Annotated in this window: 9 protein-coding genes; 5 read left to right on the top strand and 4 right to left on the bottom strand. The window is 58.9% G+C overall.

Features of this window, described 5'->3' with window-relative positions; translation table 11 throughout:
* Positions 1-112: 112 nt before the first annotated feature.
* Positions 113-988 carry a LysR family transcriptional regulator gene (locus tag PSH91_RS13200; RefSeq protein ID WP_076384611.1) on the bottom strand — a complete coding sequence of 292 codons (876 nt, stop codon included), beginning with the start codon at positions 986-988 and terminating at the stop codon, positions 113-115.
* Between the two features lie 102 nt (positions 989-1,090).
* On the opposite strand from PSH91_RS13200, the gene PSH91_RS13195 reads away from it, so the two are divergent.
* The 5 genes from PSH91_RS13195 to PSH91_RS13175 all read left to right on the top strand — a co-directional run bounded on the left by PSH91_RS13195 (position 1,091) and on the right by PSH91_RS13175 (position 9,718).
* Positions 1,091-1,516: a VOC family protein gene (locus tag PSH91_RS13195; protein WP_076384613.1), complete on the top strand. Its 426-nt coding sequence runs from the start codon at positions 1,091-1,093 to the stop codon at positions 1,514-1,516.
* 232 nt (positions 1,517-1,748) lie between these two features.
* Positions 1,749-3,464, top strand: a complete 1,716-nt coding sequence (locus PSH91_RS13190) for a type I secretion system permease/ATPase (RefSeq protein ID WP_047229093.1) — start codon at positions 1,749-1,751, stop codon at positions 3,462-3,464.
* Positions 3,465-3,482: 18 nt separating this feature from the next.
* Entirely contained in the window at positions 3,483-4,802 is a 1,320-nt protein-coding gene (locus tag PSH91_RS13185) for an HlyD family type I secretion periplasmic adaptor subunit (protein ID WP_305468454.1), read from the top strand.
* 1 nt (position 4,803) lies between these two features.
* Positions 4,804-6,132, top strand: a complete 1,329-nt coding sequence (locus PSH91_RS13180) for a TolC family protein (RefSeq protein ID WP_305468453.1) — start codon at positions 4,804-4,806, stop codon at positions 6,130-6,132.
* A gap of 109 nt (positions 6,133-6,241) precedes the next feature.
* Positions 6,242-9,718, top strand: coding sequence for a M10 family metallopeptidase (locus PSH91_RS13175; RefSeq protein ID WP_305468452.1), 3,477 nt, complete (start codon positions 6,242-6,244; stop codon positions 9,716-9,718).
* Positions 9,719-9,775: 57 nt separating this feature from the next.
* On the opposite strand, the gene PSH91_RS13170 is transcribed toward PSH91_RS13175, so the two are convergent.
* The 3 genes from PSH91_RS13170 to PSH91_RS13160 form a co-directional block, all read right to left on the bottom strand.
* Positions 9,776-10,768 carry a LacI family DNA-binding transcriptional regulator gene (locus PSH91_RS13170; RefSeq protein WP_305468451.1) on the bottom strand — a complete coding sequence of 331 codons (993 nt, stop codon included), beginning with the start codon at positions 10,766-10,768 and terminating at the stop codon, positions 9,776-9,778.
* Positions 10,769-10,843: 75 nt separating this feature from the next.
* Positions 10,844-12,346, bottom strand: coding sequence for a glycoside hydrolase family 32 protein (locus PSH91_RS13165; RefSeq protein ID WP_305468450.1), 1,503 nt, complete (start codon positions 12,344-12,346; stop codon positions 10,844-10,846).
* Positions 12,343-13,488, bottom strand: coding sequence for an ABC transporter ATP-binding protein (locus PSH91_RS13160; protein WP_305468448.1), 1,146 nt, complete (start codon positions 13,486-13,488; stop codon positions 12,343-12,345). The genes PSH91_RS13165 and PSH91_RS13160 overlap by 4 nt, the downstream gene beginning before the upstream one ends.
* Position 13,489: the final 1 nt, after the last annotated feature.

Genomic DNA, 13,489 nt, shown 5'->3' with positions numbered 1-13,489 from the left:
AGAAACATCATCCTGCGATGTTCACCACGGCTTTTTTATTATTGCCTATCAACGCTGTCGGCCTGACTGCGTGTATCTGAAGGTATAGATCATTCGGTCGACAAAAGCTTTTTTACTCAGAACCGGTCCTGGCTTGTTCGGCAATCAGTTGAGCCAAAGTCCGCACCGGTTCGGTGAGGCTTTGTCCCGACCGATGCACCAGTCCGATATCCCGATGGAAGGTGTGCTGACCAAGGTCCAGGGCTCTGACACCCGCCGGCCAGTCATGGGCCGATGTTTGCGGGACCAATGCCACTCCCACACCGTTTTCAACCAGCTTGATGATGGCCTCCAGTTCATCCAGTTCACACACCTCGCGCACGGTGAAATGCATTTGCCGCAGGAAACGATCCACCTGCCGGCCACCGAATGAAGCACGGTCATATCGAATGAATGGAAGGCTGGAAAGGAGTGTCGCCCAATCTTCCCCTGGCACTTCGCGGGCAACGATCAATCGATACGGCTCAAGTGTCAGGGTCGTCCAGCGCAGGTCGCTCTGAAGCGAGAAGGGCGGACGGATGATGGCCGCCATGTCGATTTCGCCAGCGTCCACCAGATTGACCAGCTCCATCGACAGCCCCGGCAACACCCGAGTACGGCACTGAGGGCATTGCTGATGGAACCTGGCCAAAGCGTCCGGCAAATAGGAACGCTGAACGGACGCAATGGCGCCGATGTTCACCAGGACATTGGTCGCAAGTTCGGCGGTGCCGCAGCCCAGGTTGTCGTAGAGGCGCAGCAACTCTTGTGCCTGCAAGAGCACTTGGTGGCCCTTGCGGTTGAGGTGGGCCGAGCGTCCTTTCCTGTCGAATATTTCGAAACCCAGCTGCGCCTCCAGACGCTGGATTTGCGCGCTCACGGCGGCCTGTGTGAGGCCGATCCTGTTCCCGGCCGCAGCGAAAGTGCCTTCCCGTGCGACGGCGAGGAGAGTCTTGAGTTCTTTAATCATTCACAAATATTAATTGTGTTTCTAAGCAATATATATTGATTTTTCCGCCTGTAGCGCCGCTCTACGATGGCCTCACCCAAAAAGCACAAAAAAGGAGTCCTGATGAACCTCTCTCCCTTCCACTTGGCAATCCCGGTTTACGACCTCGCTGGCGCACGCACCTTTTATGGTGAAGTGTTTGGACTGCAAGAGGGGCGCTCCAGCGCCCACTGGGTCGATTTCAACTTTTACGGCCACCAGTTGGTGATCCATGAGCAGCCAAAAACCGCGGCTCAGGAAAGCGTTCACAGCAACCCGGTGGACGGCCATGACGTACCTGTTCCTCATTTCGGCATTATTTTGGGCTGGGAGGAATGGGAAGCACTGGCCGAACGCTTGAAATCCTTCGGTACCCAGTTTGTGATTGAACCCTACATTCGCTTCAAGGGGCAGGTGGGTGAGCAGGCGACGATGTTCCTGTTCGACCCTTGCGGTAACGCGCTTGAATTCAAGGCGTTCAAGGATATGAGCCAGTTGTTCGCAAAGTAGTCCAGCCAGAGGTGGGCAGGCGCAGAGGTGGGGCGACAAAGATGTAAGAACAGGCGATGGCGATCCTTTGAGGGTACCCTTCAGAACCGCACACACATGCCGATACAGCGCGCGTAGATCCTGATTGCGCAAGCGCTTCAGAGGGGCTCGCCCCCAATACTCAAGGCGTATGTGCGCCTGTACCCACTAGGTTTTCGCAGGTCTGCCCATCAGCGGGCCTCAGGTAAGAATCATGTCAGCCCACCCCAGGACCGAGCTGGAAGGTGCCCTTGCCCTATGCAAAGGCAGTTTTCTTTGCGTCGGTTTTTTCAGTTTTTTCGTCAATTTGCTGATGCTGGTTCCATCGTTCTACATGTTGCAGGTGTATGACCGCGCCGTAGGAAGCGCCAGCCAGTCGACTTTATTGATGCTCACGCTGATCATGTTGCTGTTGATGATCACGATGGGCGGCCTGGAGTGGGTTCGTTCGCGGATTATGGTACGAATCAGTACTCGCCTGGACACGCTGCTGGGCCAGCGTCTGTTCGACGCCAGTTTCAAGCGGGCACTCAACACCAACGGCATGAATGCCACCGCCCAGCCGTTGAGCGACCTGAACGCCTTGCGCCAGTTTCTGACCGGTAACGGCTTGTTTGCCTTTTTCGATGCTCCGTGGATTCCGATCTACCTGGCGGTGATGTTCATTTTTCATCCCTGGTACGGGTGGATGGGGGTCGTGAGTGCGGTGATGCTAGGGGCGTTGGCTTTCATCAACGAGAAGCTCACTCATGCACCGTTGCAGGCGGCCAACCGCGAGCAGATCGCAGCTACCACCTTCACTAACAAGAGCCTGCGCAATGCCGAAGTGGTCGAATCCATGGGCATGCTTGCAAGTCTGCGTCAGCACTGGAACGGGCAAATCCATAAGGTCCTGACCTTGCAAAGCCTGGCCAGCGACCGCGCCGCGACCATGATGGCGATGTCCAGGACGTTCCGCCAGATTGTTCAGTCGCTGATGTTGGGCCTGGGCGCCTACTTGACGATCAATCATGAGATTTCGCCCGGGCTGATGATTGCCGGCTCCATTTTACTGGGGCGCGCCCTGGCGCCTATCGATCAGTTGATCGGCGTCTGGAAAGGCTTTCTTGGCGCACGCTCGCAATATGCCCGATTACACGAGTTGCTGGTCAAGATCGCCGCAGAGCCTGAGCGCATGTCGTTGCCCGCACCTGAAGGGGCGATTCGCGTCGAGGGGCTTTCAGTGGGGTCCCCGGACAATCGCAAGCCGATTATTCGCGGCGTGGACTTCCAGGTGGCCGCTGGTGAAGTGGTGGGGATCATTGGTCCCAGCGGCGCAGGAAAGTCGACCCTGGCCAGGGCGTTGCTGGGGATCTGGCCAAACCTGGCCGGAACCGTGCGCCTGGACGGTGCAGACATCAGCCAATGGCGCCGGGACGAACTGGGCCAGTACATCGGCTATTTGCCCCAGGACATAGAACTGTTCGAGGGCAGCATCAGCCAGAATATCTCACGCTTCGGCCCGGTGAATGCGCCTGCAGTGGTCGCCGCCGCGCGCATGGCCGGTGTACATGACCTGGTGCTGCAACTGCCCGATGGCTACGACACCTTGATTGGCGCCAATGGCGGTGGACTCTCTGGCGGCCAGCGGCAACGCATCGGGCTGGCCCGCGCCTTGTACGGCGAGCCGCGTCTGGTGGTACTTGACGAACCGAACTCCAATCTGGATGACGCTGGAGAAAAAATGCTCGCCGAAGCGCTGCAGAAACTGCGGCAGAATCGGGCCACGGTGTTTGTCATTACCCATCGTTCCGGGGTGTTGGCGCAGGTGGACAAACTGCTGGTTCTCAATCACGGCGAGCTGAGCCTGTTCGGGCCGCGCGACAAGGTCCTGGCACGGCTACAGGGCGCGACGCCGACTGCCCACCAGGCTGCCGCGGTTGAATCGTAGGGACGGATGAACAACGTTATGCAAGACACTAAGCACTCATCCGTCGATATGTCCGGGCTGCCAATCGATGACAAACCAGTACGGCGCATCGGCTACTTGATGCTGCTGGTCACCTTTGGCCTGTTTGGCGGCTGGGCTACCCTGGCTCCGCTCGACAGTGCTGCGCTCGCGCCGGGTGTGGTCACCGTCAAGAGCTATCGCAAGACCGTACAACATCTTGAGGGCGGCATTGTGCGCGAACTGCGCGTGCATGACGGTGACCTGGTGAAAGCTGGGGATGTGTTGTTGGTACTCGACAACACCCAGGCGCGTTCGGAAATGGAAGCCATGCGTAGCCAGTTGATCGCCGCGCTCGAACTCCAGGCCCGATTGGTGGCTGAACGTGATGCGCTGCCCGAGCCACCGCTCGTGCCTACGCTGGATCCCAATGATCCCCGAGTGCGCGAGGCTCGCGACAGTGAAGGGCGGATCTTCCAGACCCGACGGACCTCGTTGCTGGGCGAAATCGGCTTGCTGGAGAAGTCCATCGGACAAATCGAAGAACAGATCCGCGGATTCAAGGCCGTCATCGCCAGCAAACAGATGCTCGCCGCTTCCTATGAAGAAGAGATTGTCGACTTGCGTGCATTGCTCGCCGAAGGCTACGTGGACAAGCAGCGTCTGCGCGAGCAAGAGCGAAGTCTTTCTCGGCTGCAGGCCGAAATTGCTGAAAGCCGCTCCGAAAGCGCGCGAGCGCGGGTTCATATCGACGAGGCGCGGTTGAAGATACTGCAACTGAAAAAGACTTTTGCCACCGAGGTCGCAGGTCTGCTGGGCGATGCGCAGACCAAGGTCTATGAATTGCGCGAGCGGCTGGCCACCCTGCAGGACCGCGACCAACGCACCGATATCCTCGCGCCCGAGTCGGGAATGGTCATGGGTATGACCGTACACACGCTGGGCGCAGTGGTCAGTCCAGGCACTGCGCTGTTGGACATCGTCCCGGCCAACGAAGAACTGATTGTTGAAGCACAGCTGTCACCGATGGACATCGACCGTGTCGCACTGGGCAAACTGGCGGACATTCGCTTCAGTGCGTTCAAGAGCAGCACCACGCCAGTCATCGAAGGGCAACTGGTGCAGATATCAGCTGATCGCCTGATCAACAAGGACACCGGTGCCGCTTATTACCTGGCACGCGTGGCCCTGACCGACAAGGGGCGTCAGGCCCTGGGCGATCTCACTCTGGTACCGGGAATGCCGGTCGAAGTGCTGATTAATACGGGCGCGCGGACGCTGTTGCAGTATTTGATGCAGCCGGCCAGCAATGCGTTTGCCCGTTCGTTGATCGAGGATTGACATGAAGCTTCTGATCGCGATGAGTCTGGCCCTCGTGCCGCTTGGCGCTCTCGCTGACGACAGCTCGGCGCTCCCTTACACAGATCTGTTGCAACTGCATCAGGAAGCCCAAGTGGCTGACCCGCGTATTTTACGGGCACAAGCGATGGTCCGTAGTGGTGAGGGCAGCGAGCGGGCGGCCTTTGGTCAACTGCTGCCACAGCTCAATGCCAGCGGCAGTGTTAACCGCAGTCGGCGCGACGACGATTTGAATCGTATCCAATACAACGGCAAACGCCTGGCGATGATGCTCAATCAGGTTATTTACGATCCGCAGGTCTGGCGCAGCTACCAAAAGTACATAGAGCTGGCCCGCCAGAGCGAGTACGAGTCCGATGACACTCAAGTGCAGGCCAGCATTGATTTGTCCGAGCGCTACTTCGCGGTTCTCGCGGCGGAGGACGAATTGGCCCTGGTACTCAGCGAGCTGGACGCGACCGAGCGCAACCTCAAACGGACCCACGCGCTGTATGCACGCAAAATGGCGATGGTGACTGATGTACTTGACCTTGAGGCGCGCGTGGATGCGCTCAGGGCGGATGAGATCGAAGCCAGCAATGAGGTCGAGGTGAGTCGTCAAGCCATGTCCGAACTGGTGGGGCGTGATATCCGTGAGCCGCTCAAACGCATGGCTGGCAATCCAGCCTTCAGTTTACCTGCGCAAGCGCAGGACCATTGGGTGCAGACGGCACTGGACAGTAACCCGGCACTGCTTGCCCGCGAGCACAGTATCCGCGCCGCCGAGGCCGCTATCGGTGAAGCCAGGGCGGGACATCTGCCACGGTTGGGGCTGAACTTGACCGCGCAACGCAGTGATATTGGCTATGAAGGCGCGTTGGCGCCTCGTTCGGACAATCTCGTCGCCTCTCTGGACTTGCAGGTGCCGCTCTATAGCGGCGGCTCCACCCGTGCCCGAGTATCAAGCTCCGAAAACGATAAGGAAGTCGCCGAGCAAGAGCTGGAAGCCTTGCGGCGTCAGGTCATCACGCAAACCCGAACGGCCTATCTTGGCGTGACAACCGGGCTCAGCCGAATCAAGGCAACACAACGCGCCTTGGAATCCGCCGAAAAATCACGGATAGGCACCGAGAAGGCCTTCGGATACGGCGTCAAGAATGCCGTCGATGTGCTGGACAGTATCAAGGAAGAGTTTCGCGCACGGCGCGACTTCAATCAGTCCCAATACAAGTTCGTGACCAGTTTGCTGGTGCTGCATCGCTGGAGCGGCAGATTGGGGGAGGAGTATATCCGCAGGGTCAACGAATGGCTCGTTGCACCGTCATCTCACTGAAGACAAAAATAGTGGCAAGATGATGTTAAATCCACTCATTCTAATGCAAAATATCCCTCTGTAATGGCCGCACCCAGGAAAGGCCACAGACTGCCCAAGGAAGCTTCACATGCCCCATCCCGTTGGTTACTCGTTTGTTTCGTCCGCAAAGCTGACCGGCAATGCGCAGGTCAATAGCTTGCTTTATGGCACCTATTGGATGGGCAACTCGTGGAGCACCGGCACGTTTACCACGCCCCTGACGTATAGCTTCGTCACGGCGGACTCACGTTTCGCCATCAATTACAGCAGTGATAGTGAATATGAGTCCATCTATCTCCTGACGTCAGCGCAGCAAAACGCCATCGTCAGCGCGCTCGGCACCTGGAGTTCGGTCGCCAACCTCAAATTCACACGGGTCAGCGAGTCCTCCACCAACGTCGGTGATCTGCGCTTCGGCGGCTATCTGGATATGGACGAAGACACCGCTGCCTGGGGCTATTTTCCCGCTCACACACCCAGTGCCGGTGATGTCTGGATCGGGCCAGTGACAAACGACCCGACTCCGGTCAAAGGTACTTACGACTATCTGACTTTTATGCATGAGATCGGCCATGCTCTGGGCCTCAAGCACCCGTTCTCGCAAAGCCTGTCAAACCCCACGGTACTGGCGCCTCAGTTCGATGATGTCCGCTATACCATCATGAGTTACGACAGTGCTTATTCCTATGAGCCAACCACGCCCATGCTGCTGGACATTGCCGCCATCCAGAGCCTCTATGGGGCCAACACTCAGTGGCAGACCGGCAACAACACATACAGTTGGGCGGCAGACCAATCGGTTTTCGAAACGATTTGGGACGCAGGCGGCAATGACACTATCGATGCCACCAATCAGCTCGCAGCGGTGCGCATCAATCTGAATGAAGGCCAGTTCAGCAAAATCGGGCAAGCGTTCATCGACCTAGACACCCAGGCGGCGTTCAACGACGGGCTGGCGATCGCCTATGGCGCAAAAATTGAAAACGCAGTCGGCTCGGCCAATGACGACACGCTCATTGGTAACGCACTAAACAACCTGCTGAATGGCCGTGCCGGCAAGGACTTGATGGTCGGCGGGGCGGGTAACGATACTTACGTCGTCGACAACAGCGGTGACGTGGTTCAGGAAAGCAGTGCCCTCAATAGCGGAATCGACAGCGTTGTTTCATCAATCAACTACATTCTTGGCAGCAACCTTGAGAACCTGACACTGAGCGGCACCGGCAACCTCGACGGTACCGGCAACGCGCTGAACAACCGCATCACCGGTAACGCTGGCGCCAACACCCTTTCAGGAGGGGCGGGCAGCGACACCCTGGATGGTGGCAGTGGTATCGACACGCTGATCGGTGGCACTGGCAACGACACCTACGTGGTCGATAACATCAGTGACTTGATCAGCGAAACCAGCACCCTGGTCAGCGAAGTGGATACGGTGCGTTCCTCGGTGAACTGGACCCTGGGCAGCAATCTGGAAAACCTCACGCTGATCGGGTCAGCCTCACTCAATGGCACCGGCAACGCGCTGGGGAACATGCTGACCGGTAACGCCGGCAGCAACCTGCTGAACGGCGGCGGCGGGATCGACACGCTGATCGGTGGCGCCGGCAACGACACCTACGTGGTCGACAACCTCAGGGACATTGTTCGTGAGACCAGCACCCTGGCCAGTGAAATCGATACGGTGCGCTCCTCGGTGAGCTGGACCCTGGGCGCTAATCTGGAAAACCTTGCCCTGACCGGCGCTGCTCACCTCAGCGGCACCGGTAATGCCCTGCGTAACGTCCTGACGGGTAATGCGGGCAATAACGTGCTCAACGCAGGAGCAGGCAACGACACACTGGACGGTGGCAGTGGTATCGACACGCTGATCGGCGGAACCGGCAATGACACCTACGTGGTCGACAACCTCAGGGACATCGTTCGTGAGACCAGCACCCTGGCCCGTGAAATCGATACGGTGCGCTCCTCGGTGAGCTGGTCTCTGGGGGCCAATCTGGAAAACCTCGCCCTGATAGGCACTGCCCACCTCAGTGGCTCCGGCAACGCCCTGAACAACGTGCTGATGGGCAACGTCGGCAACAATCTGCTGAACGGTGGCACTGGTATCGACACGCTGATCGGCGGCACCGGCAACGACACCTACGTGGTCGACAACCTCAGGGATGTCGTCCGCGAAACCAGCACGCTAGCCAGTGAAATCGATACCGTGCGCTCCTCGGTGAGCTGGACCCTGGGCGCCAATCTGGAAAACCTCATCCTGACCGGCGCTGCTCACCTCAGTGGCACCGGTAATGCCCTGCGTAACGTACTGAACGGCAATGCGGGCAATAACGTGCTCAACGCAGGAGCAGGCAACGACAGCCTGAACGGCGGCAGCGGTATCGACACGCTGATCGGCGGCACCGGCAATGACACCTACGTGGTCGACAACCTCAGGGATGTCGTCCGCGAAACCAGCACCCTGGCCAGCGAAATCGATACCGTACGCTCCTCGGTGAGCTGGTCCCTGGGTGCCAACCTGGAAAACCTCACCCTGATGGGTAGTACCCACCTCAATGGCACCGGCAACACATTGGGTAACGTGCTGATTGGCAACGTCGGCAACAATGTGCTGAACGGTGGAGCAGGTAACGACACCCTGGACGGTGGCAGTGGTATCGACACGCTGATCGGTGGCACGGGCAAGGACACTTACGTGGTCGACAACCTCAGGGACATCGTCCGCGAAACCAGCACCACGGTTAGCGAGATTGATACCGTGCGCTCCTCGGTGAGCTGGTCCCTGGGTGCCAACCTGGAAAACCTCACCCTGATCGGCAGCGCCCACCTCAATGGCAACGGCAACACGTTGGGTAACGTGCTGATTGGCAACGTTGGCAACAATGTGCTGAACGGCGGAGCAGGTAACGACACCCTGGACGGTGGCAGCGGTATCGACACGCTGATCGGCGGCACCGGCAATGACACTTATGTGGTCGACAACCTCAGGGACATCGTCATCGAAACCAGCACCACGGTTAGCGAGATCGATACCGTGCGCTCCTCGGTGAGTTGGAGCCTGGGTGCTAACCTGGAAAACCTCACCCTGGTCGGCAGCACCCACCTCAATGGTACCGGCAACGCCCTGGGCAACGTGCTGAACGGCAACACCGGCAACAACGTGCTGAACGGTGGAGCAGGCAACGATAAACTCAACGGCGGCGCAGGCGATGACACGCTGATCGGCGGCATTGGCAGTGACACGCTCACTGGCGGCACTGGAGCCGATCGATTTGTTTTCAGTGCGTTGGATGAACTGGGTAAGGGAAGCGCTCGCGACGTCATTACCGACTTCAGCAGCATTCTGGGCGATAAGATTGACCTATCGAAACTGGCTGCCGATTTCCTGACCACGCCAATCAACGGGTTCAGCTTCATCGACTCGAACGACTTCACGAGCGCGGGGCAATTGCGCTTCGTCGATCAGGTGCTTTACGGCAACATCAACGACAATCTGGATGCGGATTTCGAAATCCAGCTACTGGGCGTCAATACCTTCAGTGCCAACGATCTGATTGCTTGATAAAGCAGTGTCCGCACGCTTTGAGACAGCTCAGAGCGTGCCCACTACAGACTCGGCTTACAGCGACGCCCTGACTACCAATGGGCAATCTACTGGCTGGGCGCCCGACACCTCGAGGTTCTCGATCAGGTGCCGGGCAGCCCTGCGACCGATCTCGTAGTATGGCAGTTGGACCGTGGTCAGTGGCGGAATGAACAGCTCGGCGATGCCGATCATGTTGTCATAGCCGAGCACCGCAACATCGCTGGGAATCTTCAGGCCACGGCCCAACAACAACTGATAGGCACAGAAGGCGATACGGTCATTGCCGCAGATCAGAATGTCGAACTGCGGTCGCCCCTCGATGATGTGCCGGTCGAGAATGGCTGCGGTTTCATCGTAGGCATCGTGATCGGAAAGGTCGTATTGCAGAAGTGCTTCAGGCGCCAGCCCAAAGGCCTGGCAGGCACGTTGCAAACCTTCTTGTCGCAGGCTCCAGGCAAGGCTCTGTTTTGGCAGATTGATACACAGAGGGCGCCGATAGCCTTGGCTCAAGGCGTGATGCACCGCTCGATGCTGCCCCGTTTCATCGTCGGGCACATAGCTGACCAGGCAAGTGTCATCGGCCAGGCAATTGGCGAGTACCAGTGGTTTGCTTTTCAGGCGCTCGGGGATGCTCACCTGGCGCAATCCCATGGCACTGAAGATCAACCCGTCGGGACGGTGCGACATCATCAGGTCGATGTTCTGGTCGGTGGGCGGGTTGCTCAACAGGTTGAGGATAAACACATTCCAACCGGCTTGCTGCGCGGTCTGCTCGATGGACAGCAACAGCTCGACTGCGAAAGGTGTGGTCGCGGTATCCAGTGCGAACACACCGATGGTTCGCGCCTGGAGATTGTCCCCGCGCATCCTGCGCGCCGAAAGGCTCGGTACGAATTGCAGTTCGTCAATGGCGCGACGCACCCGCTGAAGGGTTTCGGGGCTCAGTTTTTCCGGATTGTTGAGCGCTCGAGAAACCGTCATCAGGGACACGCCGGCCAGCTGTGCAACGTCTTTCACTGAAGTCATGCGAGGTGCGGCCAGTCAGGTTGACGCCGAATCATGACACAGGCTCCGGGCTTGTCGCGACTCGAATGACATTGCTCATAGCCATGCGGAAGCCAGCGGCCATGCATTACCAATGGAGACGCGTCCGCCAGCCCCGCTTGCCAATAGTTTTACCCCCAGGCTGTCGGGCCGCGGATAGACGCGGCTGCTGAGGCTGAAGCGGCCGTCTTGCTCAAACACCTCGATGGACGAACGATCCAGAAACACCCGCAGGTGCAAGGACTTCTGGGCGTGGTCTATCGCCACGCTACGCTGACCGCTCACCTGCGCGCCCGAACGACTGCGGTCCAGTACCAGGCGCTGCAGCGAAGCGTCGTAATAGAGCAGGGTTTGTTCGTCGCCCTCGGCACTGCAACGCAAGGCGATACCCAGGTGACCTTCGGCACAGCCGAGCAAATCCAGATGCACATGGAGCTCGAGCCTGTCGCCATTGACCTGTGACACCCATTCGTAGCCCGGTCCATCCCACGCAGAGGTGTGCGGCAGCGGTGCCTTGCGTAAAGCGGTCAGTTCCCGGGCCGGAAACACCCTGAGGCGGTCGGCATGCAACTGCAGTTCCCGGGGTAGGCCGAGCATGCCGCACCAGTGATGGGCCTGGCTCGGCATCGGACTTTCCCACATGTCGAGCCACGCCCACACCAGGCGCCGACCGTCAGCAGCCACCAGCGTTTGCGCAGCATAGAAGTCATGGCCGTTATCCAGCTCGATAAACGGGTCGCCGCTGAAGTGCCATTGGCTGTCGAGTTGCCCCACGCGATAACCGGTCTGGTACTTGTTGAGCCGCTCGTAACCCTCGGGGCGCATGCCCTGGGGGGAGTACAGCAGCACGTCGCGCCCATCGAGGCGAAACAGGTCCGGGCACTCCCACATATAGCCATCGCCCTCGTTGCCGCGGGCTACATAGTCAAGGAACTCCCAGGCGCGCAGATCGATGGAGCGGTACAAGGGGAGTAAAGGCGTATCACCCAGGCGTGCGCCGGCAATCAGGTACCAATAGTCGTTGTCCTTCCAGACCTTGGGATCACGAAAATGCATGATCGTGTCTTGCGGTGCGGTCTCGATGACGACACCCTGCTTGACGAACCGGATGCCGTCAACGCTGGTGGCAAGACACTGGACCTGGCGAATCTGGCGTTCGTCACCCACTTCCCCCAGCCAGGTGTGCCCGGTGTAGATCAACGCCAACGTGTCGCCACACACCACCGCACTGCCGGAAAAACACCCGTCGCGGTCAAAGTCATCGCCTGGCGCCAGTGCGATGGGCAGGTGCTGCCAATGGACCAGGTCAGCACTCTTGGCATGCCCCCAATACATCGGGCCCCATTTCGCGTCGAAGGGGTGATGTTGATAAAACACGTGATACTCGCCGCGAAAGTACACCACTCCGTTAGGGTCGTTCATCCAGCCTGCGGGCGGGGCAAGATGATAGTCGGGGCGATAGTCATCGGTGACGCGAGACAGACCAGCGCTCAGCGCCTGTTGCGCAAGCTCAAGGGTCGCGGATATTGGAGCGTTCATGGGATTCACACACACGGTCATAGGGCGCCTGCTCGTACCGAGCGCTGGGCAATGTCATCCAACGGGGTTTCGAGGGATTGTGGGTGGCGCCTCAAGGCCGTGCCGTCGGCATCGAACAGGTGCAGATTGTCGATCTCTACCTGCAGTTCGACCCGATCACCCACTCGCCACCCGGCGTGGACCTCACAGCGACAGATCATCGGCTCATCCTGACCGGTATCGAGGTGCACATAGGTTTCGCTGCCCAGGTATTCGACCCCGATCACGGCGATGCCGGCTGTGCCCTGTGCCGCCTTGAGTGCTACATGTTCCGGGCGAATCCCCAGGCTCAGTTGGCTGTTCGCCGCCAGGCTTGAGCTCTCAAAGGGCAGGGTGGTCCTGCCCAATACCAGGCTTTCCACCAGGCTGCTTGCGCCTGGCGTATGCAGGAACGCTGCAAGAAAGTTCATCCTTGGCGAGCCGAGGAAACCGGCGACAAAACGAGTCGCCGGGCGTTCGTAGAGTTCCCGCGGCGAGCCAACCTGCTCGATACGTCCGCCATTGAGCACGACAATCTTGTCGGCCAGGGTCATCGCCTCAACCTGATCGTGGGTCACGTAGATCATGGTCGTGCCCAGTCGGGCATGCAGCCTGGCGATTTCGTTGCGCATTTGCACCCGCAAAGAGGCGTCCAGATTGGACAGGGGCTCATCGAACAACAAGATGTCCGGTTCCCGTGCCATAGCCCTGCCCATGGCCACCCGCTGACGTTGGCCACCCGATAATTCCTTGGGTTTGCGTTGCAGCAGTTTGTCCAACTGCAGGATTTGCGCGGTTTTCAGCACGCGCTCGCGCAGGCTGGTCTTTTCGGTCTTGGCCAACTTGAGACCAAAACTGATGTTGTCGTAGACGCTCATGTGCGGGTAGAGGGCATAGGACTGAAACACCATGCCGACGCCACGCTCGCGCGGCTCCAGGTCATTGACCCGACGCCCGTCGATCAACAGGTCGCCGGCGCAGATGGAATCCAGCCCGGCGATCAGTCGCAGCAGGGTGGATTTTCCGCAGCCCGAGGGGCCGACGAACACCACGAATTCACCGGCGGCGATTTCCAGGCTGACGTCGCGAAGAATGCGCATGCCGCCCAATTGTTTGTTCACGTTGTCTAGCTTCAACTTGATCACG

This window comes from Pseudomonas sp. FP1154, assembly GCF_030687245.1.
Lineage (GTDB): Bacteria > Pseudomonadota > Gammaproteobacteria > Pseudomonadales > Pseudomonadaceae > Aquipseudomonas > Aquipseudomonas rhizophila.
The sequence above is the reverse complement of the archived record's forward strand: the minus strand, read 5'-3'. Positions and strand labels throughout refer to the sequence as shown.

Excerpts from the sequence above, each read along its gene's own strand:
- PSH91_RS13200 (WP_076384611.1), bottom strand. The coding sequence starts at position 988 with ATGATTAAAGAACTCAAGACTCTCCTCGCCGTCGCACGGGAAGGCACT.
- PSH91_RS13195 (WP_076384613.1), top strand. The coding sequence starts at position 1,091 with ATGAACCTCTCTCCCTTCCACTTGGCAATCCCGGTTTACGACCTCGCT.
- PSH91_RS13190 (WP_047229093.1), top strand. The coding sequence starts at position 1,749 with ATGTCAGCCCACCCCAGGACCGAGCTGGAAGGTGCCCTTGCCCTATGC.
- PSH91_RS13185 (WP_305468454.1), top strand. The coding sequence starts at position 3,483 with ATGCAAGACACTAAGCACTCATCCGTCGATATGTCCGGGCTGCCAATC.
- PSH91_RS13180 (WP_305468453.1), top strand. The coding sequence starts at position 4,804 with ATGAAGCTTCTGATCGCGATGAGTCTGGCCCTCGTGCCGCTTGGCGCT.
- PSH91_RS13175 (WP_305468452.1), top strand. The coding sequence starts at position 6,242 with ATGCCCCATCCCGTTGGTTACTCGTTTGTTTCGTCCGCAAAGCTGACC.
- PSH91_RS13170 (WP_305468451.1), bottom strand. The coding sequence starts at position 10,768 with ATGACTTCAGTGAAAGACGTTGCACAGCTGGCCGGCGTGTCCCTGATG.
- PSH91_RS13165 (WP_305468450.1), bottom strand. The coding sequence starts at position 12,346 with ATGACCGTGTGTGTGAATCCCATGAACGCTCCAATATCCGCGACCCTT.